The organism is Stackebrandtia nassauensis DSM 44728, assembly GCF_000024545.1.
Taxonomy (GTDB): domain Bacteria; phylum Actinomycetota; class Actinomycetes; order Mycobacteriales; family Micromonosporaceae; genus Stackebrandtia; species Stackebrandtia nassauensis.
Map to the genome: position 1 here is coordinate 5,203,314 of NC_013947.1, position 25,223 is coordinate 5,228,536.

Annotated in this window: 19 protein-coding genes and 2 pseudogenes; 14 read left to right on the top strand and 7 right to left on the bottom strand. The window is 69.3% G+C overall.

Going from position 1 to position 25,223, the window contains the following annotated elements; translation table 11 throughout:
- The first annotated feature begins 25 nt into the window (after window positions 1-25).
- The 8 genes and pseudogenes from SNAS_RS24220 to SNAS_RS24250 all read left to right on the top strand — a co-directional run bounded on the left by SNAS_RS24220 (window position 26) and on the right by SNAS_RS24250 (window position 7,741).
- Entirely contained in the window at window positions 26-310 is a 285-nt protein-coding gene (locus SNAS_RS24220; protein ID WP_013020110.1) for a hypothetical protein, read from the top strand.
- Window positions 303-2,045, top strand: coding sequence for a sensor histidine kinase (locus SNAS_RS24225; protein ID WP_144300626.1), 1,743 nt, complete (start codon window positions 303-305; stop codon window positions 2,043-2,045). Before SNAS_RS24220 ends, SNAS_RS24225 begins: the two co-directional genes overlap by 8 nt.
- Window positions 2,042-2,707 carry a response regulator transcription factor gene (locus SNAS_RS24230; RefSeq protein WP_013020112.1) on the top strand — a complete coding sequence of 222 codons (666 nt, stop codon included), beginning with the start codon at window positions 2,042-2,044 and terminating at the stop codon, window positions 2,705-2,707. Before SNAS_RS24225 ends, SNAS_RS24230 begins: the two co-directional genes overlap by 4 nt.
- A gap of 57 nt (window positions 2,708-2,764) precedes the next feature.
- Complete coding sequence (locus tag SNAS_RS24235; RefSeq protein ID WP_041626780.1) at window positions 2,765-3,328, top strand: DUF4956 domain-containing protein; 564 nt, start codon at window positions 2,765-2,767, stop codon at window positions 3,326-3,328.
- 23 nt (window positions 3,329-3,351) lie between these two features.
- Window positions 3,352-4,020: pseudogene (locus SNAS_RS37760) on the top strand (polyphosphate polymerase domain-containing protein); the annotation flags it as partial.
- A 204-nt stretch (window positions 4,021-4,224) separates the two neighbouring features.
- Window positions 4,225-5,409 (top strand): annotated as a pseudogene (locus SNAS_RS37765) (MFS transporter); the annotation flags it as partial.
- Window positions 5,410-5,519: 110 nt separating this feature from the next.
- Window positions 5,520-7,451, top strand: a complete 1,932-nt coding sequence (locus SNAS_RS24245; RefSeq protein WP_013020115.1) for a hypothetical protein — start codon at window positions 5,520-5,522, stop codon at window positions 7,449-7,451.
- A gap of 110 nt (window positions 7,452-7,561) precedes the next feature.
- Window positions 7,562-7,741: a hypothetical protein gene (locus SNAS_RS24250; RefSeq protein WP_013020116.1), complete on the top strand. Its 180-nt coding sequence runs from the start codon at window positions 7,562-7,564 to the stop codon at window positions 7,739-7,741.
- Here the strand turns inward: SNAS_RS24250 and SNAS_RS24255 are convergent.
- The 5 genes from SNAS_RS24255 to SNAS_RS24275 form a co-directional block, all read right to left on the bottom strand.
- Window positions 7,732-10,653 carry a bifunctional [glutamine synthetase] adenylyltransferase/[glutamine synthetase]-adenylyl-L-tyrosine phosphorylase gene (locus tag SNAS_RS24255; RefSeq protein WP_013020117.1) on the bottom strand — a complete coding sequence of 974 codons (2,922 nt, stop codon included), beginning with the start codon at window positions 10,651-10,653 and terminating at the stop codon, window positions 7,732-7,734. The genes SNAS_RS24250 and SNAS_RS24255 overlap by 10 nt on opposite strands.
- Window positions 10,654-10,885: 232 nt before the next feature.
- Window positions 10,886-11,080: a DUF397 domain-containing protein gene (locus SNAS_RS24260; RefSeq protein ID WP_013020118.1), complete on the bottom strand. Its 195-nt coding sequence runs from the start codon at window positions 11,078-11,080 to the stop codon at window positions 10,886-10,888.
- Window positions 11,077-11,892 carry a helix-turn-helix domain-containing protein gene (locus SNAS_RS24265; RefSeq protein ID WP_013020119.1) on the bottom strand — a complete coding sequence of 272 codons (816 nt, stop codon included), beginning with the start codon at window positions 11,890-11,892 and terminating at the stop codon, window positions 11,077-11,079. Before SNAS_RS24265 ends, SNAS_RS24260 begins: the two co-directional genes overlap by 4 nt.
- A gap of 123 nt (window positions 11,893-12,015) precedes the next feature.
- Window positions 12,016-12,702 carry a type 1 glutamine amidotransferase gene (locus SNAS_RS24270; protein ID WP_041625145.1) on the bottom strand — a complete coding sequence of 229 codons (687 nt, stop codon included), beginning with the start codon at window positions 12,700-12,702 and terminating at the stop codon, window positions 12,016-12,018.
- Between the two features lie 37 nt (window positions 12,703-12,739).
- Window positions 12,740-13,906: a metallophosphoesterase gene (locus tag SNAS_RS24275; RefSeq protein WP_013020121.1), complete on the bottom strand. Its 1,167-nt coding sequence runs from the start codon at window positions 13,904-13,906 to the stop codon at window positions 12,740-12,742.
- Between the two features lie 142 nt (window positions 13,907-14,048).
- On the opposite strand from SNAS_RS24275, the gene SNAS_RS24280 reads away from it, so the two are divergent.
- Complete coding sequence (locus tag SNAS_RS24280) at window positions 14,049-14,981, top strand: S66 peptidase family protein (protein WP_013020122.1); 933 nt, start codon at window positions 14,049-14,051, stop codon at window positions 14,979-14,981.
- Window positions 14,982-15,000: 19 nt separating this feature from the next.
- On the opposite strand, the gene SNAS_RS24285 is transcribed toward SNAS_RS24280, so the two are convergent.
- Window positions 15,001-15,531: a hypothetical protein gene (locus SNAS_RS24285; RefSeq protein ID WP_013020123.1), complete on the bottom strand. Its 531-nt coding sequence runs from the start codon at window positions 15,529-15,531 to the stop codon at window positions 15,001-15,003.
- A gap of 194 nt (window positions 15,532-15,725) precedes the next feature.
- Here SNAS_RS24285 and SNAS_RS24290 point away from each other — a divergent pair, with 194 nt between their 5' ends.
- Both SNAS_RS24290 and SNAS_RS24295 read left to right on the top strand, forming a co-directional pair.
- Window positions 15,726-16,247 carry a hypothetical protein gene (locus SNAS_RS24290; RefSeq protein ID WP_013020124.1) on the top strand — a complete coding sequence of 174 codons (522 nt, stop codon included), beginning with the start codon at window positions 15,726-15,728 and terminating at the stop codon, window positions 16,245-16,247.
- A 13-nt stretch (window positions 16,248-16,260) separates the two neighbouring features.
- Window positions 16,261-17,244, top strand: coding sequence for a hypothetical protein (locus tag SNAS_RS24295; RefSeq protein WP_013020125.1), 984 nt, complete (start codon window positions 16,261-16,263; stop codon window positions 17,242-17,244).
- A 43-nt stretch (window positions 17,245-17,287) separates the two neighbouring features.
- Here SNAS_RS24295 and leuS read toward each other — a convergent pair whose 3' ends face one another.
- Window positions 17,288-20,140, bottom strand: coding sequence for a leucine--tRNA ligase (leuS, locus tag SNAS_RS24300; protein WP_013020126.1), 2,853 nt, complete (start codon window positions 20,138-20,140; stop codon window positions 17,288-17,290).
- 352 nt (window positions 20,141-20,492) lie between these two features.
- Here leuS and SNAS_RS24305 point away from each other — a divergent pair, with 352 nt between their 5' ends.
- The 3 genes from SNAS_RS24305 to SNAS_RS24315 are packed head-to-tail and all read left to right on the top strand — an operon-like array spanning window position 20,493 to window position 25,138.
- Window positions 20,493-21,452: an AAA family ATPase gene (locus SNAS_RS24305; RefSeq protein ID WP_052305129.1), complete on the top strand. Its 960-nt coding sequence runs from the start codon at window positions 20,493-20,495 to the stop codon at window positions 21,450-21,452.
- 6 nt (window positions 21,453-21,458) lie between these two features.
- Window positions 21,459-22,757, top strand: coding sequence for a DUF58 domain-containing protein (locus tag SNAS_RS24310; protein ID WP_013020128.1), 1,299 nt, complete (start codon window positions 21,459-21,461; stop codon window positions 22,755-22,757).
- Window positions 22,754-25,138 carry a transglutaminase TgpA family protein gene (locus SNAS_RS24315; RefSeq protein WP_013020129.1) on the top strand — a complete coding sequence of 795 codons (2,385 nt, stop codon included), beginning with the start codon at window positions 22,754-22,756 and terminating at the stop codon, window positions 25,136-25,138. The genes SNAS_RS24310 and SNAS_RS24315 overlap by 4 nt, the downstream gene beginning before the upstream one ends.
- Window positions 25,139-25,223 lie beyond the last annotated feature (85 nt).

The window sequence follows — 25,223 nt, forward strand, 5'->3', positions numbered from 1 at the left end:
GACGGTGGGACGCCACTCTTGAGGTATGAGACGAGGCGCCGTGTATGTGCTGGTGACCGGGCTGGTCGCCGTGGCCGCCGGGGTGCTGGTGTTCATCACGGTCGCCTCGGCGTCGTCCCCTGAGGATCTGGGGCCGAAGGTGACGGTGCCGTCGGAGCCCACCGCCCCGGACGGGGGGTCGGGCAGTGATGACGGCGCGACCAAGGTGCCGGGGCCGAGTCCGTCCACCGCCGGTGGCGAGGAGGACGACGACAACGACGACGCCGGTGAGGACGGCTCGGACGACGCCGACGATGACGCGGATGACTGATCGGGGCGGGGCGGGTTTCAGTGCCCGGGCCCGGATTCTGGCCTGGATGCTGTTGTTGGTCACCGGGGCGCTGTTCGTGTCGGTGTTCGCCACCTATGAGGTGTTGTTGAGTCGGCTGGACGTGCGGCTGGAGGACGAGCTGGGGCATGAGGTCGACAAGTTCCGGGGTTTCACGAAGGGCGGCTTGAACCCGGCGACCGGTGAGGCCTATACCGGGGTGGAGCAGGTGCTGGAGGTGTACCTGTACCGGAGTCTGCCGGAGGAGCACGAGACCTATGTGGCGGTCGTGGACGGGGTTCCGTACAAGCGCAGTGCCAAGGAGCCGCCGGCGCGCATCGACCAGAATCGTGAGCTGATCAAGCGGATCACCGATGTGGACGCTCCGGCGACGGGGTGGATCGAGACCTCGGCCGGGGAGGCGCGGTACGCGGCGATCCCGGTGACGGTGGACGGGCGCGACGAGGTGGGGCACCTGGTGGTGGCGGAGTTCCGGGACGTGGAGGCCGCCGACATCAACGAGGCGATGGTGGTGCTGATCCTGGTGGGGCTGGCGGCGATCGGGCTGGCCGGGATCGGGGGCTGGCTGGCGGCGGGGCGGATCCTGGCGCCGGTGCGGCTGGTGCGCAACACCGCCGAGCGGATCAGTGAGACCGATCTGTCCGAACGGATCCCGGTGCGGGGGCGCGATGACGTGGCGGCGTTGACGCAGACGTTCAACACGATGCTGGACCGGCTGGAGGAGTCGTTCGCGGCGCAGCGGGAGTTCGTGGACGACGCGGGACATGAGCTGCGCACCCCGATCACGGTGGTGCGCGGGCACCTGGAGCTGTTGGGGCAGGGCATCGACGACGCCGACGAGCGGGCCGAGACGCTGCGGCTGGTGATGGACGAACTGGACCGGATGCGGCGCATCGTCGACGATCTGCTGGTGCTGGCGAAGTCGGGCACCCCGGACTTCCTGCGTCCGGCCGATGTGGACCTGGCGGAGCTGACGGTCGAGGTGGTGGCGAAGGTGCGCACGCTCGGCGATCGGCGGTTCGTCATCGACGAGATGGCCGAGACCGTGATCCGCTCCGACGAGCAGCGGCTCACCCAGGCGCTGATGCAGCTGGTGGCCAACGCGGTCCGGCACACCGGGCCCGGCGACGAGATCGGCGTGGGTTCGTCGGTGACGGAGCAGCGGGTGCGGCTGTGGGTGCGCGACAGCGGGCCCGGGGTCGCGGCGGCCGACCGGGAGCGGATCTTCGAACGCTTCGTGACCGGCCCGGCCCGCGACCGGGAGGGCAACGGCAGCACCGGTTCCGGCGCCGGGCTGGGCCTGGCGATCGTGCGGGCCATCGCCGAGGCGCACGGCGGCCGGGTAACCGTGACCGACGCTGGAGACGGCGCGGCGTCCGACCGGCGGCGACTGGCCGAAGCGATGGCGAGCGCCGGAGGTGCCGGGGCAGCGAGGCTGTCGCGCGATGTCTCGGCTGGGGCCGGTGGCACGGCCAAGACGCCCGTGACGAGCGCCGGGCGCGGCACGGACGAGTTCGAGGACGCCGAGCCGGGGGGTGCCGCGGCGTCGGGCGAGCCGGCGACGGCCGCCGGAGGAGCCGAGGCGACCGGGCCGGGAATGGCCGGGTCCGGCGGGATCGCGGCCTCGGCCGCTCGCGTCGGCGGACGCGAACCGGCGGCCCGGGCCGCGAGCGTGGCGGGCGGCGCGGTGTTCACCATCGAGGTGCCGAGGCGATGAGCCGCATTCTGATCATCGAGGACTCCGAGCGCATCACCGCGTTCCTGACCAAGGGGCTGGCGGCGGCGGGGTTCACGCCGAGCGTGGCCCACACCGGGGCCGAGGGGCTGGGGCGGGCGTTGACCGGCGAGGTGGACCTGATCGTCCTGGACATCGGTCTGCCCGATATGGACGGTTTCGATCTGTTGCGAGCGTTGCGGGCCGCGGGCCGGGACACGCCGGTGATCATCCTGACGGCGCGCGACAGCGCCACCGACCGGGTGACGGGCCTGTCGGACGGGGCCGACGACTACATGCCCAAACCGTTCTCGGTGGACGAACTGCTGGCCCGGATCCGGTTGCGGCTGCGTCCGGTCTCGGGCGGCGGCAGCGACCAGGCGGTGCTGCGGGTCGGGGACCTGGAGCTGGACCTGCGCACCCGGGCGGTGCGGGCCGGTGGCCGTCAGGTGGAGCTGACCGCCCGGGAGCTGTCGCTTCTGGACACGTTGATGCGCAACGCCGGGCAGGTGCTGTCGCGCGAGCAGCTGCTGAGCCGGGTGTGGGGTTTCGACTTCGATCCCGGGTCCAATGTGGTGGACGTCTACGTGCGGTACCTGCGCCGCAAGATCGGCGCCGACCGTATCGAAACGGTGCGGGGCCTGGGGTACCGGCTCACCCAATGAGAGGCTTCTCATCCCGGTCTCACGGTGGTCTCCTTTGTCGACGGCATCGTGAACACCATGACGCAGATACTGATCCATCTCGGACTCGACATCGTGGCGGCGGCCGCGCTGGCGATCACCTACGGGATACGGCATCACCGCCGCGACCTGGTCCTGGCCTACGCCGCGCTCAACATCGGCGTGTTCGCGGTCGTCACGCTGCTCAGTGACGCCGATTCGGCCGCGGCGCTTGGTTTCGGGCTGTTCGGGATCCTGTCGATCATCCGGCTGCGCTCGGACGCCATCACCCAGGAGGAGGTCGCCTACTACTTCGTGGCGCTGGCGCTGGGACTGGTCAACGGGCTGGCGATCCCCGACTTCCGGGTCACGTTGCTGCTCAACGTGGTGCTGCTGGGTGTCATGTTCGTGGCCGACCATTCGCTGCTGCTGCGGCGTTCGCGGCGGCAGCAGGTCGTCCTCGACGTGCTCCACAGTGACCAGACGGCGCTGGTGGCCGACCTGGAGCGGCGGCTGGGCGGGCGGGTGCTGCACCACATCGTCACCGATGTGGACTTCGTGCGGGAGACGACGACCGTCGACGTCCGGTTCCGCTTGGGCGCCCGGGATCGGGTGCGGGTATGAGAATATCGCGAGCCCAGGCGGCGATGCGCGGCGCGACGTCCGGCCTGCCGGGTGTGGGCCTCGACGAACTCAACGCCACCGCCGCCCTGACCAACCGTGTCGACGACAAGTTCCTGGTGCCGACCTCGGTGGCCGTGGACGCGCTGGCGCCGCTGGCCGGGCCCGGCACCCGGATCCTCCAGATCGACGGGCGGCGGGTGTTCGGCTACCGGTCGACGTACTTCGACACCCCGGACCTGTGGACCTTCCGCTCGCACCGGCAGCAGCGGCGGCAACGCGCCAAGATCCGCACCAGGAGCTATGTGGACAGCGGGCTGAGTTTCCTGGAGGTGAAGCTCAACGGGGCCCGCGACAACACCGACAAGCACCGCATCCCGCACCCCGAGGCGATGACGGCGGACGGGCGGGCCTTTGTGGACCGGGTGTTGACCTCGGCGCACGGCCGTGGTGCCCCGGCGCGGTTGGTGCCGGTCCTGTGTGTCACCTATTCGCGGCTGACGCTGCTGGTGGCCGACGGTTCGGCGCGGATCACCTGCGACGTCGACCTGGCGTGGCAACTGCCCGACGGCACCGGCTTCGCCGCCCGCGACGACCTGGTCCTCATCGAGGTCAAGTCGCCGCCCGGACGGCAGCTGCGGCTTCCCGAGCTGCCCCGGTCGCGGCAGGGGCTGTCGAAGTACTGCCTGGGCATCACGGCGCTGCACCCGGATCTGTCGGGCAACCCCTGGTACCGGACGGTGCGGCTGCTGAGCCGGGCCACCGGCAGGGCGACGGTGCCCAGCGGGCTGGCCGAATTCCGGCGTCACCCTCGCGCGGCACCATCACGTCGCTTAACCGCCGGTCGGCTCCGGTGTCGGCTGCTGGACTGGGATTCCCCGAGCCGACAAGGACCGCCCATGACCGCCACCGCGACCACGACTCCCGGCATCACCACCGGCCCCGCACCGACGCGAGGCTGGTTCGCGGTGGTGTCGGTGATGACGGGCCTGTTCGCCATCGTCACCACCGAGATCCTCCCCATCGGACTGTTGGTGCCGATCCGGGACGGGTTCGGCGTCTCCGACGGGGTCGCGGGCCTGACGATGACGCTGCCGGGCCTGCTGGCCGCCGTCGCGGCGCCGCTGGTCACCGTCGCCACGGCGCGGCTGGACCGGCGGGTGATGTTGTGCGTCCTGATGGCCGTCTTGGCGGTGGCGAACCTGCTGGCGGCGTTGGCTCCGGCGTTTTGGGTGATGCTGGTGTCGCGGATCCTGGTGGGCGTCGTCATCGGCGGTTTCTGGTCGATCGGCGCGGGGCTGGCGCCGCGACTGGTGCGCGCCAAGGCGGTGTCGATGGCCACGGCGGTGGTCTTCGCGGCGGTGCCGCTGGGTTCGGTGCTGGGTGTTCCGGCCGGGACGTTCCTCGGATCGCTGGCGGGCTGGCGGGCGGCCTTCGCGGTCATGACGGCGGTGAGTGTCGCGGTGCTGGTCGCGTTGGCGCTGTCGCTGCCGGGGCTGCCGCCGCTGCGCGTCACGGGTGCGGCGGTGTTGCGGGAACTGTTGCGGCGCAAGGCGGTTCGGTATGGGCTGTTGGTCACGGCGGTCGTCGTGGTCGCGCATTTCGCCACCTACACGTATGTGACGCCGCTGTTGGTGGAGGTCAACGCGGTGGACGTGGGGCTGATCAGCACGCTGCTGCTGGTGTACGGCGTGGCCGGGGTGGCGGGCAACTTCGTGGCGGGCGCGGTGATGGCGCGCGGCCACCGGGCGGTGTTCGCCGTGGCAGCGCTGGTGCTGGCGGCGGCGACGTTGCTGCTGCCGTTGGCGGGCAACGGGATCGTGCCCGTTGCCGGGCTGCTGGTCCTGTGGGGGCTGGCTTACGGCGCGGTTCCGGCGTGTTCGCAGACCTGGTTCGCGCGGGCCGCCCCGGACGCGCCCGAGGCGGCGACCGTCGTGTTCACCGCGTCGTTCCAGGCCGCGCTGTCGGCCGGGGCGCTGGTGGGCGGCGTGGTGGTGGACGCGACCTCGACGGTGACGGTGATGCTGGCCGGTTCCGGCCTCGCGGTCGTCGCGGCGGCGCTCATCGCCGCTACGAGAGGTTCGCGCCGGATTCGCGTGTTATGTCTGGTACGACAACCTTTCGACACCCGGCGGCGTCTTGGGGGTCGTGATGGACAGGCCGTCCATCAGCAGACGAACTCCAAGGAGCAAGCGTGCGAAAGCGCTATCTGGTCGCGGCGGCGACCGTGGTGATGCTGTCCGGCGTCACCGCGTGGGTCTACGCCGATCCGGCCGCGCCGGACCCGAATCCGACCGCCGACGCTGGCGGCGATGCCACCGTCGTCCTGCCGACCGGCGACACGGTCACCCTGCTGCCCGGCGGCGGCGTCGCGGTACGTCCCGGTGACGGCCGGGCCGATGCTGGTTTCTTCCGCGCCGGGGGCACCACGGACTTCATCATGGTGCCGATGGACCAGGCCGCCGACATCGCGTCCGGCGAGCGGGATCCCCGGCGGTACAACGTCTCCGCGTTGCTGCGGGAGGGACAGCACGACGCCGCGAAGGCGCCGAAGTCGCGACTGGACGATCGCGAGTACGACGGTTACGCGCCCGCATCACCCGGCACGCGGGACTCGGCCGCGAACCAGAAGGTCACCATCACGCTCAAGGACCGCCACGGCAAGGCCCCCGAGTACACCGACGTGTTGTGGAGCGCCCTGGGCGGCGAAGCCTTCGAAAAGTTGACCTTCGACGAGAACGGCGTCAGTACCACCGAACTGCCCGCCGGAACCTACGATCTGCAACTCATCTTCGGTACGCAGTCCGACCAGAGCGGCGATGTCATCGAGGGGATCTCGACGTTCACCGTCGCCGACGAACCGGTGGACCTCACCATCGACGGCGCGAAGGCGCAGCCGGTGACCGCCGAGGTGGACGCGAAGGACGCCGAACCGCAGACACGCAAGGTCGACATGTACGCCAAGGGATCCAACGTCGGCGTCTACACCCTGACCGGCGGGAAGCACGACCACTATGTGCTGCCGACGAAGAGCGGCGCGTCCGAAGGCGTGAGCTTCAACTTCGGCACCAGTCTGACCAGCCCGAAGGGCGCGGACGAGCCCTACAGCTACCAGCTCGCGTTCCCCGGCGCCGACGGCGTGCCGGAGGATCTGTCCTTTGAGGTGCCCGACGAGCAGCTGGCGGAGGTCGCGACCGACTTCCAGTCGCTGGGCACCGAATCGGCGGCGGGGTACTGCTTCGCGGGTATTCCCCCGGACATCGGGATCGGCTTCCAGAACTGCATTGAGACCAGCTTTCCGGTACCGGGTGACCAGACCGTCCGCTACACCCCCGAGCCGGTGAAGTGGCACGGGTACACCAGGGTCGGCGCGAGCGAGAGCACCATGGTCACGTTCGGGACCACCGTCGAGGGAACGACGTATCCGGCGGGGCCGGGCGAGCAGTCGTTCAACACTGCGCCGCTGACCATCGGGCTGATGGAGAACGGCGCTATGCGGATGTCCCAGGGACTGGGGGTCACGCCCGCGATGATGAACCACTTCGACAGCGACAGTTTGGGCTACGGCAGAGGGTACTCAGGGTCCATCACACTCTCCGAAGGGGACACACAGCTGGGCCACTACGAGGGCGTCCTGGACAACTCCGGCGGCGGTTTCGATCTCGAACCCGATGCCAGCGGCCGGTTCACGCTGACCGTCGACGGCAAGCGCGAGGCCGACGATGTGACGCCGCTGAACACCCACAGCACCGCGACGTGGGAGTTCGACTGCCCCAAGGCCCCCGGGGACGACGAGGCCGAGACCGTGGCGGCCTCCTATGTGGTGCTGGCCGCCGACGGCGTGACCGACGGCTACGCCCAGGCGGGCGAGAAGCAGAAGGTCACGATGGAGTACCGGCCCCAGAACGCCGACGTGGACACGAAACTCACCGACCTGAAGTTCGAGGTGTCCTATGACGACGGTGACAGCTGGGACGAGGTCAAAATCGAACGCGACGGCGACTCGGCCACCGCCGAGCTCGACCATCCGTCCGGCGCGAAGTTCGTGTCGGTGCGGTTCACCGCCACCGACGACACCGGAAGCGAACTGAGCCAGCAGACGATCCGCTCCTACGGCCTGAAGTAGCGGCCCCGTGGGCCGCCGGATCACCGTCCGGCGGCCCACGGGCTTAACGGCGCTTAATATTCGGCGTCACGCTATGGCCTCCACACCCCACCCGACGATACGATCCAGCCATGGACACCCTTCTATCGAGCCGCGCCCTGGGTTACCTGTCCATCCTGCTGTTCATGGTGGCCGCGTTCTTCGCGCTCATCGAATTCTTCGTCACCGCCCTGGTCGTGCTGATCGCCTCGGCGATCATCGTCACCGGACTGTGGCAGCTACGACTCGCGTTGGCGCGCCGTCACTCCTGACCGAAGAAGATGTGCTCCGCCGCCGTGTGGGCGCGGCGGGCCTGGCGCAGGTACTCGTCGACGAACTCCCCCGCGTCGCCGTCCCCGGCCGGGCCCATGGCCGCGAGCATCGCGGCCAGTTCCGGGCCGTGCCGGGGCAGCTGGTCGGAGGCGGTGCCGCGAGCCAGCGTGAGGGCGTCGCGGATGCCCGAGGCCGCCAGCCACGACTCCCGCAGCGCGACGGCGTCCTTGGCGTCGACCAGCCCGGCCGTCTCGGCGGCGGACAGTGCCGCCAGTGTGGATGTGGTGCGCAGCGCGGGAACGGCGTGGCCGTGGGTCAGTTGCAGCAGCTGCACGCTCCACTCCACATCGGTCAGACCGCCGGGGCCGAGCTTGACATGGGTGGGGCGGTCGGCGCCGCGCGGCAGCCGTTCGGTGTCGACCCGGGCCTTGATCCGGCGAAGCTCCACCAGCGACTCAGCGCTGAGCCCGGCCGCCGGATACCGTTCGGCGTCGGCGATCGCGAGGAACTCGGCGGCCACCTTCGGGTCTCCGGCGCAGTAGCGGGCCCGCAGCAGTGCCTGCGCCTCCCACACCCGCGACCAGCGGGAGTAGTAGCGGCGGTAGGCCGACAGGCTGCGGGTCACCGGGCCCTGGCGTCCCTCGGGGCGCAGGCTGACGTCCACGTTCAGCGGCGGTTCGTGGGCCGGGGCCGACAGCAGCCGCCGCATCGTCTCCACAACGGACGCCGCGGCGGCGGCCCGTTCGGGGGTGTCGCCGTCGAAGACGAACAGGACGTCGGCGTCGGAGGCGTAGGAGTTCTCCCGGCCGCCCAACCGTCCCATCCCGATGAGCGCCAACCGGACATCGTCGTCCACTGTCGACTTTGCGATGGTCAGTGCCGTGTGCAGCACCGCGTCGGTCAGATCCGACAGCGCCACCCCGACCTGACCGACTTCGATGTGGCCCAGCAGATCGGCGCACGCGATGCGCAACAGTTCCCGGCGCCGCATCGCCCGCACCGCCGCGATCGCGGCCTCCGGGCTGTCGTGCCGGGCGGCGGCCGCGGCCATGCCGCCGCGCAGTACCTCGGCGTCGCGGGGCCGCAGATCGTTGTCCTCGGCCAAGAGCCGCAGCGCCGCCGGGTCGCGCGTCAGCAGGTCGGTGAAGTACCGGGAGGTGGCCAACAGCCGGGCCAGCCGCAACGCGATCGGCCCGCCGTCGCGCAGCAGTCGCAGGTACCAGGGGCTGCCGCCCAGCTTCTCCGACACCTTGCGGTACGACAGCAGTCCGCGATCGGGCTCGGGGGCGCGCGCGAACTCGCCCAGCAGCACCGGCAGCAGCGTGCGCTGGATCGCGGCCGTGCGGGAGATGCCGCTGGTCAACGCGGAGATGTGCCGCAACGCGCCGTCGGGGTCGGCGAAGCCGAGCACCTCCAGCCGGGCCCGGGCGGCCGACGGGGCCAGCCGCAGCCCGTCGGCGGGGATCTCGGCGACGGCGTCCAGAAGCGGCCGGTAGAACAGCTTCTCGTGCAGTTTGCGGGCCGCGGCGGCGTGTTTGCGCCACTCGGTGCGGAACTCCTCGACGTCGCGGAAACCCAGTACCCGGGCCAGCCAGTAGGTGTCGTCGTCATCGTCGGGGACCCGGTGGGTGCGGCGCAGCTTCTGTAGTTGCAGCCGGTGTTCGACGGTCCGCAGGAAGCAGTAGGCGTCGGTGAGGGCCTCGCCGTCGGCGCGGGCCAGATAGCCGCCGTCGGTCAACGCCCGCAGACCATCCAGGGTGGACCTGACCCGCAGCTTGGCGTCTCCGCGTCCGTGCACGAGTTGCAACAGCTGGACGGCGAACTCGATGTCCCGCAGGCCCCCGGAGCCGAGCTTGATCTGGTATTCGGCGGCGCCGGGTGGCAGCGTGGCCACGACGCGGCGCCGCATCGCGCGGATGTCGTCCACAGCGTTGGGTTTGTCCACAGCGGACCAGATCAGCGGCTCGACCTCGGCCAGCCAACGTTCGGCCAGCTCGAGGTCACCGGTGACGGGCCGGGCCTTGAGCAGCGCCTGGAACTCCCACGTGTGGGCCCAGCGCCGGTAGTACGCGAGGTAGCTGTCGACGGTGCGCACCAGCGCGCCGTTGCGGCCCTCGGGGCGCAGCCCGGCGTCGACCTCCCACGCGGCCTGCTGGCAGATCGACATGAGCCGCGCGGCCCGTCGAGCGGCCAGGTCGAGATCGCCCTCAGCGACGAACAGGACGTCCACGTCGGACACGTAGTTGAGCTCGCGGGCGCCGGTCTTGCCCATCGCGATCACGGCCAAGCTGGTGTCCCCGGGCACCTCGGCTTCGGCGATGCGCAGCGCGCCTGTCAGGGTGGCGTCGGCGAGGTCGGACAGCTCGCCGGTGACCCGCGCGAGTTCCCCGTCGCCGGTGAGGTCGTCGGCGGTGATGCGCAGCAGCGCGCGACAGTAGGCGGCTCGCAGCTCGGCGGCGTCGGCGGAGGTGCGGACCTGCTCCAGATCGGCGGGCCCGACAGCGGGCGAGCCCGACGCGCCGTCGGCGGGCGACTGCCGGAGCCCAGCCGAGCTGGAGGATTCCGGCTCGTCGTCGGCTGGCGCTGGCCGCGTCTTCGCGGTGCCGTTGGCGGGCGTTCGCGGCGACCCCGACAAGCCGTGGGCAGCTGCGGGCTGCTGCGGCGAGCCGTCGGCTAGCGCCTGCCGGAGCCCGGCTGGGCCGGAAGCGTCCGACCCGTCGCCGTCTGAGTTGTTGGGCCGCAACGCTTTCCACAGCCCGGGGCTGGCGACCAAACGGTCGCCGAGCGTCTCGGACGCGGCCAGCACGGCGGTCAACCGACGATGCAGTTCGATGTTCGCCGACGAGGCGGCCACGGCCTCCGGATCCGCCTCGCGCAGCCGCGCCAGCTGCCTGGCTATCAAGTCCCGCATCGCACCTCCCTCGACCAGCTACTCCGACCCACGTCGGCCAATCCAGCCACCACGGCCGACGTCAGCCAAGCTCCAGCTACGTTCCACGTCGACCAAGCTCCAGCCGTTACTGCCCACGTCGGCCAAGCTTATGCAAGCCGTCAGACCGCCGAGCCGGACCACCGCACGATACGAGGGCGTGCCACAACATGAAGGTGCCCTCGCCGAAGCAGGGGCACCTTGGATACGACGTCTAGTTGTCGAGCCGTCCGGCTTTCAAGTCGGCCAGAAGCGCGGAGAACTCGGTTCCGGGGATGTCAAGAATCGGGGAGGCATCGCCAAGCTTGCTGTCGCGGACTTGGAATTCGCCGAGGTTGTGCCGGGTCTCCACACATTGACTTCCCGTGCCGCCACCGCTGCGACTGGACTTGCGCCAGGGACCGGTCATAGTTGCATCTCCTCCATCAGCACCGCGATGTCCAGGGTCTCTTGCAAGATCCGTTTGTAGAGTGCCACCACGGCGGCGCGCTCGTGATACTGGCACTCCGCTCGCGATTCTACGTACGCCACCTCCGGGTACGCGCCTGACTTGAACTCCAGCAGCGTGTAATTGCCCCCCATCGACGGATACGATCCTGCCGAGTACGGAACGACGCGGATGGCCACGTTGGGTTTCTCCGCGAGCTTGCGCAGGTGGACCATCTGTTCGGCCATGACCTCGGGGCCGCCGACTTGGCGGCGCACAGCCGCCTCACTCATGACCAGCACCACCTCAGGCGCGGGATCACGCTGCCAGAACCGTTTCTTGCGCTGAGCTCGAAACGTCTGCGTGTGGTCGAGTTCGGCACCTTTGAGCCCCCAACCGACTTGAATCGCTCGGGTGTACGCGTCGGTTTGGAACAGTCCGTTGACGTATTCGACCTCGAAGAACGACAGCTTCGTGGCCGCGCCCTCAAGGTCAAGATAAGGCTGGAACTGTTGCGGGACATCGAAAGGCACATACCAGCCCGAGCGCAGACAGTCCTTGGCCATCCGGACCAGCTCGTTGCGTAGCGCCGTGTCGGCGCCCAGAAGCTCGGCCAGCTCCTTGATCTCAGGCCACGACGGTTTGGGTTGTCGACCGGCTTCGATGTAGTAGAGCTTGGACTTGCCCATGATGTCGGCGACTTCGATGTCCTCCACGGTCTTACCCGAGGCGTGGCGCAGCTCCCGAAGCCGGATACCGAGTTGCTTTCGCGTGAACAGTGGACCTTCTACCATTCACAAATTATCGACCAAGAGCGCGCTGAACTGGGGTTTCACACACCTTCCAATATTTGGAGGGTACGTCTCCGAAATCCGAACGCCCCAGGCTCAACGACACCGAGTCTTGGCTCGACGGCATCAGTCCAACAGCGGCAGCGGGCTACTTGCCGTACGTCCCTGAGCCAAAGCGGCGAAGCGATCGATGATCGGACGCCAGGTCTCGGCCAGGTGCTCGGTGACCGCGTCGACGCGGCGGGCCAACTCACCGTCGCCGTCCAGACCCAGCACCATGGCGCCGTCGAACTCCACATGGGACTGTATGCCCCAGGCGCGGTCGCCGATGCGGAAGATCTCGGGCTCGCCGTCGGGGGTGGCGGCCAGCAGGCGAGCGTCGGGGGGCAGGTCGGTGAGAGTCTCGTGCCGCCAGCGGATCACGTCGATGGCCATCGGGGCGGTGCCGAACAGGGGATCGTCGGCGGCGGCGTCACGGCGGCCGATGAGCCGAGGGCCCGGGTTGAACGACTCGACCGGTGTGGTCGTGGCCCCGAACGAGGTGGCCAGGGAGCGGGCCGAGGAGCAGAAGGCCAGCAGCGGGAGCCGGTCGGCGACCGTGGTGCGCAGCAGCGCCGTCAGCTCCGGCGTCCAGGCCGCCCCGCGTCCGCCGCCAAGGGCGATGAGGGCGTCGTGGTGGTCCACTCGCTCGGGGATCGCGTCGCCGGTGTGCGGGCGCAGCACTTCGGGTTCCAGCCCCGCGTCGATCAGCCAGGTCTCCAGCCGCCCGAGGTGCCAGGTGGGCGCGTTTTCGATAACCATCGCGGTAGTCACGCCTCGAGCGTAGTCACCGGAGATCGCCGACGGTGGCTTAGCGGGCGGCCGCGAGTGTGATCAACGTGATCTCCGGCGGCGAGCCGACCCGGATCGCCGGACCCCAGAAGCCGGTCCCCCGGGTGACGTACAGCTGGGTGTCGCCGACCGTGCCGTGACCCGCCATGACCGGCTGCCCGATCGAGGTGAGCAGCCCGGCCGGGAAGAACTGGCCGCCGTGGGTGTGCCCCGACAGTTGCAGGTCGACGCCGTACTTCTGGGCCTCGTATGCCTGGGCCGGTTGGTGGGCCAGCAGCACCACCGGACGGTCCGGGTCGCGGTCGCCCAGCGCGCGCTCGTAGTCCGGCGGGTCGCCGACGTTGTCGCCGGAGGAGTCGTTGACGCCCGCGAGGTCGAAGTGCGGCAGCTCGACGCGTTCGTTGCGAAGCGTCCGGATTCCCAGGTCCCGCAGGTATTCCACCCAGTTGTCGAAGTCGAACAGGTACTCGTGGTTGCCCAGTGAGAAGTAGACGCCGTGCCGGGCGCGCAGGTCGCCTAGCGGTGCCACGGCCGGGCCCAGGTCGGCGACCGTGCCGTCGATGAGGTCGCCGGGAATCACCACGACGTCCGGTTTCTCGGCGTTGACGCGTTCGACGATGCCGCTGATGTTGCCCCGCCCCAGGAACGGCCCGACGTGGGTGTCGGCCACCAGCGCGATCCGGAACCCCTCGCCCGCATCGGCCAGGCCCCGCAGCCGGATCGTGATCCGTTCCAGCCGGGCGGAGGAGAACGCCTGCGTCATCCCGTAGCCGACGGTGGTCACGGCGACGGCTCCGGCGCCGATCGCGACGCCGCGCGCCAGGAACCGGCGCCGCGACGCGACGGCCTCGGGTGTCTCGGGTTCGGCTCCCCGGCGCCGGATCTTGCGTGCCACGAACAGCACCAGCCGCAGCAGTTCCCCGGCGACCAGCGCCAGCAGCAGGTACACCAGCAGTCCGTACCAGATGAACCCCGGCCAGGTGATCCACGCGCCCTCGGTGGGGCTGAGGGTGTGCATCGCGATCAGCGCGCCGGGCACCGTCGGCGCCATCACCGCCAGCGCGATCGTGGCCGCCTTGCGCCACCGGCCGGGCGGCATCGCGCAGCGCACCAGCCGCCACCACAGATACCCGTGCACCAGCACCCACGCCACCGACTGCGGCCACACCCAGAACGGAATCTCCATCGCCCAACCCTTGGTCCATATTGAATTGCGAACTCTGGAATCGTATGGACTCCAATGGCTGCCGACGTCGGTCAGCGGGCGGCTTCCCATCTACCCCCGTCGACGTAGCCGAAGTGGGGCAGGGCCGGTATCGTGCCCGCTTATGGCCCACAACGTGATTCGCCCACCCCGGCTGCGCTCCGGCGACACCGTCCGGCTGATCTCGCCGTCCGGCCCGCCCGAGAACGGCAAGCTGGAGTCGGGGATCGCGCTGTTGAAGTCATGGGGCCTGACGGTGCAGGTCTCGCCGCACGCCTACGACCGGCACGGCTACCTGGCCGGTACCGACGAGGTCCGGGCCGCCGAACTCAACGCGGCGCTGCGCGATCCCGAGGTGCGGGGCCTGTTCTGCACCCGGGGCGGTTATGGGCTGTCGCGCATGGTCGACGCGGTCGACACCGACGCGGCGAAGGCCGATCCGAAACCGGTGGTGGGCTACAGCGACATCACGGCGCTGTTCAACACCCTGTACGTCCACAGTGGGATCACGGGTGTGCACGGGCCGGTCATGACGTCGTTCATCTCCGACCGCGACGCGAGTGTCGGCGAAGCGCTGCGCCAGGCGGTCATGACCGACGAGGACGTGAAACTGACCCCGCATCCCGACGAGCCCACCGGCGTCCTCACCCAGGGGGACGCGGCGGTGAGCGGTCGGCTGCTGGGCGGGAACCTGTCGCTGGTCGTCGACGCCGTGGGCACCCGCACCTGTCCCGACTACACCGGCGCGATCCTGTTCTGCGAGGAGGTCAACGAGGAGCCGTACCGGCTCGACCGCATCCTCACCCAGTTGCGCCGCGCCGGAACCCTCGACGGGATCGTCGGCATCGCGATCGGCCAGTTCACCGGCTGCGTCGACGAGGACTGGGACTGGGACGCGGTGGACGTGCTGGGCGACCGGCTCAGTGACCTGGGCGTGCCGATCCTCGGCGGCCTGCGCTTCGGCCACGGCAAGGATCCCTTCACCGTCCCCTTCGGAACGATGGCGACGCTGGATCCCGTGAACCGCACCCTGACCGCTCAGTCCGCCGTCAGCTGAGCGGTTCCGGGCCCGCCGGTCACCGACCGGCGGCGGGCACCCGGTCCGGACTGAAGACCTCCCAGTGGATCCGCCGCACCCGGCGGCTCCAGTCGGCCATCACGTTCATGAACGCGCCGTGGATCTCGGCGGTGAACTGTTCCTCCGACAGCCGCGACAGCGCGCCGTCGGCGATCTTGAACCGCCACTCCGACAGGCCCCGGGTCTTGGCCCGCACCATCCCCTGAGCCGATTCGCCGAGGGCGACGGTCTCGTCCCGGCGCCGTCGCACGATGCGTCCCGCCTCGGTGTCCACATCGCTCGCGTCGGCCATGACCGTCATGTCGTGCGCTTCCATGACGGACATGTACCCCTGCCGGTAGCCCGACATGACCAGCGTGAACAGTTGGGACAGTTGGGTTTCCAGGGTTCGCGCGTCGTAGCGTTCGTAGGAGCCGGGCCGGAAGTGGACGGTCACCTCGCGCCGTCGGCGCACCGTGGCGGCGAGCTGGTTGTCGGGCGAGACGACACTGATCGTCAACCCCGCCAGGCTATCGGCGATCTCTCCCATGGGTCGGACCTCCTGTCCGCTGGCTGTTCCACAGCCACCACTGTCGACGTTACGAACCGGTATCTGTGTCTATATCACCATTTCAGGCCAACCCGTCGGAGAAACGTGTCCACATGTCACGATTGACCGATTCCTCACTCGCGTTCCGTGATTTTCCGACATAACGTGACAGGAACACAACGGAGGAGAGGGCCATGACGCTTTCCGCAGACGTCACGAACCTTTACACGGCCGGTCGCACCTTCCTGCCCCAGGCGGCCGAGAAGTACGGCGAGGGCGCCCAGGAGATACACAAGACGGGGCAGCTGGACGAGAGCGCCTTCCGGCGCGACAAGGTCACCAACGCGGACGGAACCCGCAAACCACACTGGACCGACGATCCCCGCAACGGCGGCAAGGACCAGTTCACCACCGTTTCCGACCTCGGCCGGATGCAGCCGCAGTGGAGCGAGCTGCGGAACATGTTGCAGGACCAGGTTCTCGTGGTGACGCGCAACAGCCTGGTACGGGCGGGTTCGGCGCTGTGCCAGATCGCCGAACACTACGCCGCCACCGACGGCGAAGCCCGCGACGCCCTGGAGAAGGTGCGCGCCAACCTGAACACGACCAGCGACCCGACCTACCGGCCGCCGAGCTACATCCCCGAAGCACCCCGGCACGACGACCCGCATCCCGAACCCGACAACGGCAACGACAACCCCCGCGGCCCCAGGTGAAGGACGAGGAACCATGGGAGACGAACTCCAGAGCAAGGTCGACGGCATCCTCAACCAGATCCCGCAGTACTCCAGCGGCGACGTGGAGTCCTGGGCGGAGAAGGTCAAGTCCGCCGCCAAGGCCAAGAACGGCACCACCGACTACCCCTACCCGGACGAGTACTTCGAGTGGATCGTCCCGTACTTCGAACGGTTCCACCAGCGGATGCCCAGCACCGCCGAGGCCATGGTCATCGAACTGGGCGTGGTGCGGGAGAAGATCCTGTCCGCGGCCCCGATCATCAAGGCCGGAACCGACAAGGCGCTGACCAACTGGGAGGGCTACGCCGCCAACTCGTTCACGAACTTCTACATCGGCGCGTTCACGGCCAGCCCCAGCTGCATCGACGCGCAGGTCGCGGTCATCGACGAGCTGCGCGCAGCACTGTGGGTCTACATCGGAATCCTCAAGAGCATGCGCAGTGAGGCCGTCGAGATCGCCAAGGCCACCATCGCGACCTTCGAGTCCTGGGACGAGTGGCTGTGGTTCGGGTCCGACGGGCAGTTCCTGGCGGGCATCGCCGGTGCCGTGGCCACCCTGTTCGGCGTGATCACCGCGACCGCCACGGCGGGCGTGTCACTGGCCATCATCGGCGGCGCCGCCTCGGCGTCCAACGCCTTCATCGCGAAGCACAGGGCCGACGAGGAGGCCAGCAAGAAGACCATCGGCGGCGACACCGTCGCCGACGTCCTCAACAACATGGCCGACCGGCTCAACGAGCTCGACACCCGCTGCACCGACGCCGAGGACGCCATCGCCACCGACCTGTCCAGCAGTGTCGAAGCCGTCGGCAAGATCCTCGCCAGCGACAACGCCACCACGCTGATGCGATTGGTGCCCAACGAGATCGGCGACGACAACCCGCTCGACGCCGGTCAGCCGGGTAACACCGACACCACCGACGTCACCGACCCCAAGGACAATCCGATCCCCGAGTTCCGGCCCACGGCCGAGTAGCGGTGGGCCGGGCCCCGGCGAAGAACCGGGGCCCGGCCCGTCGTCACACGACGATCGACACCATCCGGCCGGACACGACGATGACCTTCTTCGGCTCCCGGCCGCTCAGCGCCGCGACGATCTTCTCGGTGCCCAGGGCGGCTTCCCGGACCGCGTCCTGGTCGGCCTCGGCCGAGACCTCGACACGGTCGCGGACCTTGCCGTTGATCTGCACCGGGTAGGTGACGGTCTCCACGACCAGGAACCGCTCGTCGGCGACCGGGAAGTCGGCGTTGGCCAGCGATTCGCCGTGCCCCAGCCGACGCCACAGTTCCTCGGCGACATGCGGGACGAACGGCGCCGCCATCAGCACCTGGGCCTCGGCCACCGAGCGCGGCACCTCGGCCAGGCCGACGACGTGGTTGTTCAGCGTGATCAGTTTGGCGATCGCGGTGTTGACCCGCAGCGCGTCCATATCGGCGTGGACGCCGTCGATGGTGCGGTGCAGCAGCTTCTGGGTCTCGGCGTCGGCCTCGACGTCGGCGACCTTGACCTCGCCGGTCTCCTCGTCGATGATGTTGCGCCACAGGCGTTGCAGGAACCGCTGCGAGCCGACGACCGCCCTAGTCTCCCAGGGACGGGACACCTCCAGCGGGCCCATGCTCATCTCGTACAACCGGAAGGTGTCGGCGCCGTACTGCTCGCACATCTGGTCGGGCGTGACCACGTTGCGCTGCGACTTGCCCATCTTGCCGTACTCGCGGTTGACCTCCTGGCCGTCGTGGAAGAACCGGCCGTCCTCCTCCACGACCTCGGCCGCCGGTACGTAGGCGCCGCGCGAGTCGGTGTACGCGTAGGCCTGGATCATGCCCTGGTGGATCAGCTTGCGGAACGGTTCCCGGCTGGAGACGTGCCCCAGGTCGAACAGGACCTTCTGCCAGAACCGGTCGTACAGCAGGTGCAGGACCGCGTGCTCGGAGCCGCCGACGTACAGGTCGACGCCGCCGCAGTCGGTCTCGGAGTTCGGCCCCATCCAGTACTTCTCGTTGACGGGGTCGGCCAGGGCCTCCTCGTTGAACGGGTCGGTGTAACGCAGCTGGTACCAGCAGGAACCGGCCCAGTTGGGCATGGTGTTGACCTCGCGCCGATACTTCTTCGGCCCGTCGCCCAAATCCAGGGTGACCTCGACCCAGTCGCCCGCGCGGCCCAGCGGCGGCTCGGGCGCGGAGTCGGCGTCGTCGGGTTCGTAGGTCTTGGGCGAGAAGTCGTCCAGTTCGGGCAGTTCGACCGGCAGCATCGACTCCGGCAGCGCCACCGGCAGTCCGGTCTCGTCGAACACGATCGGGAACGGCTCGCCCCAGTAACGCTGCCGCGAGAACAGCCAGTCCCGCAGCCGGTAGGTGGTGGTGCCCTCGCCGTGCCCCGACGCGGTCAGCCACTCGGTGATGGCCTGTTTGGCCTCGACGACGCCCATCCCGTTCAGGCTGGGCGCCCCGGTCGTCACGGCCTCGGCGGGCGAGTTGACCGCCGGGCCCTCGCCGGTGTAGGCCTTGCCCTCGAAGCCCTCCGACGGCTGCACGGTGCGGATGATCGGCAGCCCGAATGCCTCGGCGAACTCCCAGTCGCGTTCGTCCTGGCCCGGCACCGCCATGATCGCGCCGGTGCCGTAACCGGCCAGCACGTAGTCGGCGATGAACACCGGCACCGAGTCGCCGCTCACCGGGTTGGTGGCGTAGGCGCCGATGAAGACGCCGGTCTTCTCCTTGGCGTCGGCCTGCCGCTCCACGTCGGTCTTGGCGGCGGCGAAGGCCCGGTAGGCGGCGACCGCCTCGGCGGGGGTCGCCTCGCCGGAGGTCCAGCGCGCGTCGGTACCGGCGGGCCAGGTCGCGGCCGTCAGCGTGTCGACCAGTTCGTGCTCGGGCGCCAGCACCATGTAGGTGGCGCCGAACAGGGTGTCGGGCCGGGTGGTGAACACCGTGATGTCCCCGGCCTCGGTGCCGAAGCGGACGTGGGCGCCGGTGGAGCGACCGATCCAGTTGCGCTGCAACCGGATCGTCGAGTCGGGCCAGTCGACGTCGTCCAGGTCCTCCAGCAGCCGGTCCGCGTAGGCGGTGATCCGCATCATCCACTGCTTCAGCTTGCGGGTGTATACCGGGAAGTTGCCGCGCTCGCTGCGCCCCTCCGCGGTTACCTCCTCATTGGACAGGACGGTGCCCAGGCCGGGACACCAGTTGACCGGCGCCTCGGAGACGTAGGCCAGCCGGTGGTCGTCCACGATACGGCGGCGCTCCACCTCGGACAGTTCACTCCAGGCGCGGCCGTCGGGAGTGGCGCGGGTCCCGGCGTCGAACTCGGCGATCAGCTCCGCGATCGGACGGGCCTTACGGGCTTCGGTGTCGTACCAGGAGTTGAAGATCTGCAGGAAGATCCACTGCGTCCACTTGTAGTAGTCGGGATCCGAGGTGGCGAAGCTGCGCACCGTGTCATAGGCCATGCCCAGCCGCCGCAGCTGCCGCCGGTAGGTGGCGATGTTGTCCTCGGTGATCTTGGCCGGGTGCTGGCCGGTGGTGATCGCGTACAGCTCCGTGGGCAGGCCGAAGGCGTCGAAACCCATCGGGTGCAGGACGTTGTACCCGGTCATGCGCTTGTACCGGGCGAAGCAGTCGGTGGCGATGTACCCGAACGGGTGCCCCACGTGCAGTCCCGCCCCCGACGGGTACGGGAACATGTCCATCACGAACAGCTTCGGGGCCCCGGCGCGCGGGTCGTCCGGATTGGCCAGTTTCCCGGTCGGGTTGGGAGCGTTGAAGACGCCGCGCTCCTCCCAGTGGTCCTGCCAGGCGGGCTCGATGCGCGCCGCCAGGGCGGCGTCATAGCGGTGCGCCGGGATGCGGTCGGCGGCGTGCGTGTCACTCATGAAATGTCCTCTTTATCCTTTACGCGTAGTCCGGGCACAAAAAATCCCCTCACACAGGAGGGGTCGCCGTGCCGTCGCGGGTTCTGCTTCGCGTCAGCACGGCCTCATAAGGAGCAGCACGCGCCTGGTCATGCCCCAGAGTCTATCGCAGCACCACACCGACGTCATTCCGGTTCGGTTTCGCCCTGAAACGCCCGAACCGACCGACTCGTTGTCGAAATTTGTCCGGTCCGGTCATGCTGGCCACCCCGAGACACCTGACACACTTGGGGATTACGACCCCTATCCCCGAAGGAGGACGCCGGTGTCAGCACAGCCCATCGGCACGACATCCCCGGCTGCCGCCCAGCCAATGAGCTCCACCGAGTTCAAGGCCGCCGTCGACGCCGTCATCGGCAACATCGAGCGCGTCATCGAGGGCAAGACGGCGATCGTCCGGCTGGCCTTCTCCGTGCTCCTGGCCGAGGGCCACCTGCTGATCGAGGACGTGCCAGGCGTCGGCAAGACGATGCTGGCCAAGTCGATGGCCACCACCATCCACTGCTCGGTGCGCCGGATCCAGTTCACGCCCGACCTGTTGCCCAGCGACGTCACCGGGGTGACGATCTTCAACCAGGACACCCACGAGTTCACGTTCAAACCCGGCGCGGTGTTCGCCAACCTCGTCGTGGGCGACGAGATCAACCGGGCCTCCCCCAAGACCCAGTCGGCGCTGCTGGAGTGCATGGAGGAACGCCAGGTCACCGTCGACGGCAACACCTACAAGCTGCGGGCGCCGTTCATGGTGATGGCGACCCAGAACCCGATCGAGATGGAGGGGACCTACCCGCTGCCCGAGGCGCAGCGCGACCGGTTCACCGCCCGCATCGCCATCGGCTACCCCGACGCCGCCGCCGAGCTGAAGATGCTGGACGTGCACGGCACCACCAACCCGCTCAACCAGTTGCAGCCGGTCGTCGACGAGGCCACCATCCAGCGGATGATCGAGTACGTGCGCGGCATCCACGTCTCCGACGCCATCAAGCAGTACGCGATCGCGCTGGTCAACGCCACCCGGCAGGCGCCGGAGCTGCGGCTGGGCGCCAGTCCCCGTTCGGTGCTGCAACTGTTGCGCACCGCCCGGGCCATCGCCGCCTTCGAGGGCCGCGACTTCGTGCTCCCCGACGACGTGCAGGCGCTGTCGGTGCCGGTGCTGGCCCACCGGCTGCTTCCCACCTCGGACGCGCAGCTGGCGCACCGCACCACCGACGCGATCATCTCCGACATCGTGCACCGGCTGCCGGTCGCCCCCGGTGCGCCCATCAGGCGCTGATGCGCCGTGAGAGAGGCACTGACCAACCTGACCATCCGGGGCAAGAGCCTGATGTCCGTCGGACTGGCCCTGATCGTGCTGTCGATCCTGCTGGGTGAGAAGGACCTGCTGCGGGTGGCGGTGCTGGTGGCGTTGCTGCCGTTCGCCTCGGCGTTCGTGCTGTCGCGCACCCGGTACAACATCGTGGCGCACCGCAGTCTGCAACCGCCGCGGATCGCGGCCGGGCAGCAGGCGCGGGTGACGCTGCGGCTGCGCAACCTGTCGCGCATCCCCACCGGCTCGATGATGCTGGAGGACAACCTCCCCTACGCGCTGGGCTCGCGGCCCCGGCTGGTGCTGGAGCGGCTGTTGGGCGGCGGCGGCAGCAAGGTCTCGTACTCGGTGGGCTCGGACTTTAGGGGCCGCTACGAGATCGGGCCGCTGACGGTGCGGCTGACCGACCCGTTCGGGCTGGTCGAGGTGACCCGCACCTACCTGGTCAGCGACCATCTGACCGTCACCCCGCCGATCCTGCCGCTGCCGCCGGTGCGGCTGCCGGGCGAGTTCTCCGGACGCGGCGAGACCCGGGCCCGCGCGGTGGCGGTGCACGGCGAGGACGACGCGGCCACCCGCGAGTACCGGCACGGCGACGACCTGCGCCGGGTGCACTGGCCGTCCACCGCCCACAGTGGCGAGTTGATGGTGCGGCGCGAGGAACAGCCCTGGGACAGCCGGGCCACGGTCCTGTTGGACGTCCGCGCCGCCGGGCACCGCGGCGAGGGACCGACCTCCTCCTTCGAATGGGGAGTGTCGGCGGCGGCCAGCATCGTCAACCACCTGCGGCGCGGCGGATACCAGCTGCGACTGGTCACCGAGGACATCGAGGTCGAACCCGACCCCACCAGCGACGGCTCCCTCATGGACTATCTGGCCGGGGTGCAGCCGCATCGGCAGGGCTCGGTGGCCAAACTGCTGGAACGGGCAGGGCAGGGCGACACCGGCGGTCTGCTCATCGCCGCGATCGGTTCACTGTCGACACAGGAGGCCGAACGGCTGGCCGGGCTGCACTCCAGCGCGGGCAACCGGGTGGCGCTGCTCATCGACTCCATGTCCTGGCTGAGCCTCACCGGACACGCCCGCGCCGAGGCCGAGAAGGCGTACCAGCTGACCACGGCGACCCTGATGCGCGGCGGCTGGCGGGTGGTCCCGATCCGCAACGGCGACAACCTCGCCGTGCGCTGGCGTGACCTGTCGCGCGGACGGCACGGCTTCGCGCACCGCGCGGCCATGGCCGAGACCGTCGCCCCCCAGGGAGGACCCCGATGAAGCAACAACGCATGACCAGTCTGGTCGCCGGGGTGGCGCTGCTGTTGGGCTGCGCGCCGCTGACCGTCATCTACCGGGGCCTGTTCGACTGGATGATCCCGGTCGCGTTCACCACCGCGCTGATCATCGGCGCCTCGGTCGGGGCGCGGGCGCTGCGCTGGAACGCGGTGTTGCAGACCCTGGCGATGTTCGCGGCGCTGCTGCTGTCGTGCACGTGGCAGTACTCCAACGGCGGCGCGCTGTTGGGACTGCTGCCGGGACCGGGCACCTTCAAGAACTTCGGCGTCCTGATGGGACAGGCCGGGGAGGACATCCAAAAACAGCTGATCCCGGTGGAGAGCACCCAGGCGCTGGTGTTCCTGCTCGTCGTCGGGATCGGCGCGCTGGCCATCCTCACCGAGGTCTTCGTGTCGGTCATGCGGATCCCGGCGCTGGTCGGGATTCCGCTGCTGTTGCTGTACCTGATCCCGATGCCGCTGCTGAAGCAGGAGATCCCGTGGCTGCTGTTCGTCCCCGGCGCGCTGGGTTTCCTGTGGCTGTTGATGACCGACAACATCGACCGGGTGCGCCGCTACGGCCGCCGCTTCAGCGGTGACGGCCGCGGCATCGACCGCTGGGAACCGTCCCCATTGGCCGGAACCGGACGCTGGCTGGCCGGACTGGTCGTGCTGGCGGCACTGGTGCTGCCGCTGATGGTGCCGGGCGTCAACTCCAACCTGCTGGCCGGGATCGGCACCGGCGGCGGCCCCGGCATCGGCGGTGACGGCAGCACGCTGGCCCCGTGGGCGAACCTCGAGGGCTCGCTGAACAAGACCAGCGGCGCGGTCGTCGGTTATGTCAAGACCAACCAGAAGTCCGACACCGGATACCTGAAGATGTACGCGCTCAGCGAGCTGACCGAGGACGGCTTCAGCGACAAGGTGAGCCCCAGTTCGCTGTCGTACCCGGCCGAGGAGGGGCTGCGCACCGACCACACCGAGGAGGTCGAGTCGGACGAGTACCGCGCCGAGGTTCGGCTCACCGGCCTGGACAACAACGCGCTGCCCATGTTCAGCTACGCCACCAATGTGGACCTGGACCGTGACGTCTCCGACGAGTGGGACTTCGACCCGGTCTCGGACACCGTGACGTCCAAGGACGCCACGTCCAAGGGCATGAGCTACGCCTTCGACTACACCCGGTACCAGTACACCGACAAGGCGCTGCGCACCGCGCCGGACGTGTCGGAGAACTCCGAGGCCTACCGGCTCAACACCGACCGCCCGGCGATCAAGTCGGTCAAGAAGCTGACCAAGGAACGCATCGCGGGCAAGGAGACCCAGTTCGACAAGGTGCGGTCGATCTTCAGCTACTTCTCCTCGAAGAACGGCTTCAAGTACGAGCTGCAGACCAAGGCCGACAACTCGGCCAGCGACATCGAGAACTTCCTGAAATACCGCGAGGGGTACTGCCAGCAGTACGCCGCCGCCATGGGCTGGATGGTGCGCGAGGCCGGGATCCCGGCCCGGGTCGCGCTCGGCATCACGCCGGGTGCCAAGACCAGCAAGGGATACGAGCTCAACACCGACAACTTCCACGCCTGGGTCGAGGTCTACTACGAGGGCTTCGGCTGGGTCCCCTACGACCCCACCCCCGCCAGCGGCGTCGCCGGTTCCCAGGACAGCGACTGGGCTCCCGACCCCAACAAGCCGGACGAGTCCGACTCCGGCGACGAGGGGAACAACAACGAGAACGGTGGCGACAACGAGCAGGGCGGCAACAACGAGCAGAACCCCAACCAGCGTCCCGACGGCTCCGGCAACACCTACAAGCCGCCACCACTGGCGGCCAGGCTCCCGGCGCCGACATGGCCGTACTGGCTGGCCGGTGCCGCGCTTGCGAGCCTGGCGGTGATCACGCCGGGCGTGGTGCGCTCGCTGCGCCGCAACCGACGACTGTCCCTACCGGATTCACGGCCGGAGGCCGCCGCCGAGTCGGCCTGGCGGGAACTGTGCGATTCGCTGACGGACCTGCGGATCCGCTTCGACGAATCCGAGACCGCCCGGTCGCTGGCCAACCGGCTCATCGGCGAGTACCAGCTCGACGGGGCCGCCGCCGCGGGCCTGCGGCACCTGGCCGCGGCACAGGAGCACTCCCGTTACGCGCCAGCGCCCCCCACGGGCCTGACGCTGCGCAAGGCGGTGCGGGCGGCCCGGTTCGGCCTCGCGGCCCGGCAGTCCCGGTTCGCGCAGCTGCGGGCCGACCTGGCCCCGGCCTCGCTGTTGTCGAGCTGGGCCTGGGGACTGCGCGACGCGAGTTCGTCGGTCGGCAACGCCCGCACCCGTGGTGCCCGGGCGCTGGGCCGACTGATACCCCGACGACGATCCACAGTGACCCGTTAGCCTCACCCGGCCCCCGCGAAGAGATTCGCGGGGGCCGATATTTCACTGAATAGACGATTTTAAACCTGTTTATTCGCTGAAATCC

Excerpts from the sequence above, each read along its gene's own strand:
- SNAS_RS24275 (WP_013020121.1), bottom strand. The coding sequence starts at position 13,906 with ATGGAGATTCCGTTCTGGGTGTGGCCGCAGTCGGTGGCGTGGGTGCTG.
- SNAS_RS24250 (WP_013020116.1), top strand. The coding sequence starts at position 7,562 with ATGGACACCCTTCTATCGAGCCGCGCCCTGGGTTACCTGTCCATCCTG.
- SNAS_RS24230 (WP_013020112.1), top strand. The coding sequence starts at position 2,042 with ATGAGCCGCATTCTGATCATCGAGGACTCCGAGCGCATCACCGCGTTC.
- leuS (WP_013020126.1), bottom strand. The coding sequence starts at position 20,140 with ATGAGTGACACGCACGCCGCCGACCGCATCCCGGCGCACCGCTATGAC.
- SNAS_RS24255 (WP_013020117.1), bottom strand. The coding sequence starts at position 10,653 with ATGCGGGACTTGATAGCCAGGCAGCTGGCGCGGCTGCGCGAGGCGGAT.
- SNAS_RS24235 (WP_041626780.1), top strand. The coding sequence starts at position 2,765 with ATGACGCAGATACTGATCCATCTCGGACTCGACATCGTGGCGGCGGCC.
- SNAS_RS24285 (WP_013020123.1), bottom strand. The coding sequence starts at position 15,531 with ATGGGAGAGATCGCCGATAGCCTGGCGGGGTTGACGATCAGTGTCGTC.
- SNAS_RS24295 (WP_013020125.1), top strand. The coding sequence starts at position 16,261 with ATGGGAGACGAACTCCAGAGCAAGGTCGACGGCATCCTCAACCAGATC.
- SNAS_RS24305 (WP_052305129.1), top strand. The coding sequence starts at position 20,493 with ATGAGCTCCACCGAGTTCAAGGCCGCCGTCGACGCCGTCATCGGCAAC.
- SNAS_RS24260 (WP_013020118.1), bottom strand. The coding sequence starts at position 11,080 with ATGACCGGTCCCTGGCGCAAGTCCAGTCGCAGCGGTGGCGGCACGGGA.
- SNAS_RS24280 (WP_013020122.1), top strand. The coding sequence starts at position 14,049 with ATGGCCCACAACGTGATTCGCCCACCCCGGCTGCGCTCCGGCGACACC.
- SNAS_RS24265 (WP_013020119.1), bottom strand. The coding sequence starts at position 11,892 with ATGGTAGAAGGTCCACTGTTCACGCGAAAGCAACTCGGTATCCGGCTT.
- SNAS_RS24225 (WP_144300626.1), top strand. The coding sequence starts at position 303 with ATGACTGATCGGGGCGGGGCGGGTTTCAGTGCCCGGGCCCGGATTCTG.
- SNAS_RS24290 (WP_013020124.1), top strand. The coding sequence starts at position 15,726 with ATGACGCTTTCCGCAGACGTCACGAACCTTTACACGGCCGGTCGCACC.
- SNAS_RS24220 (WP_013020110.1), top strand. The coding sequence starts at position 26 with ATGAGACGAGGCGCCGTGTATGTGCTGGTGACCGGGCTGGTCGCCGTG.
- SNAS_RS24315 (WP_013020129.1), top strand. The coding sequence starts at position 22,754 with ATGAAGCAACAACGCATGACCAGTCTGGTCGCCGGGGTGGCGCTGCTG.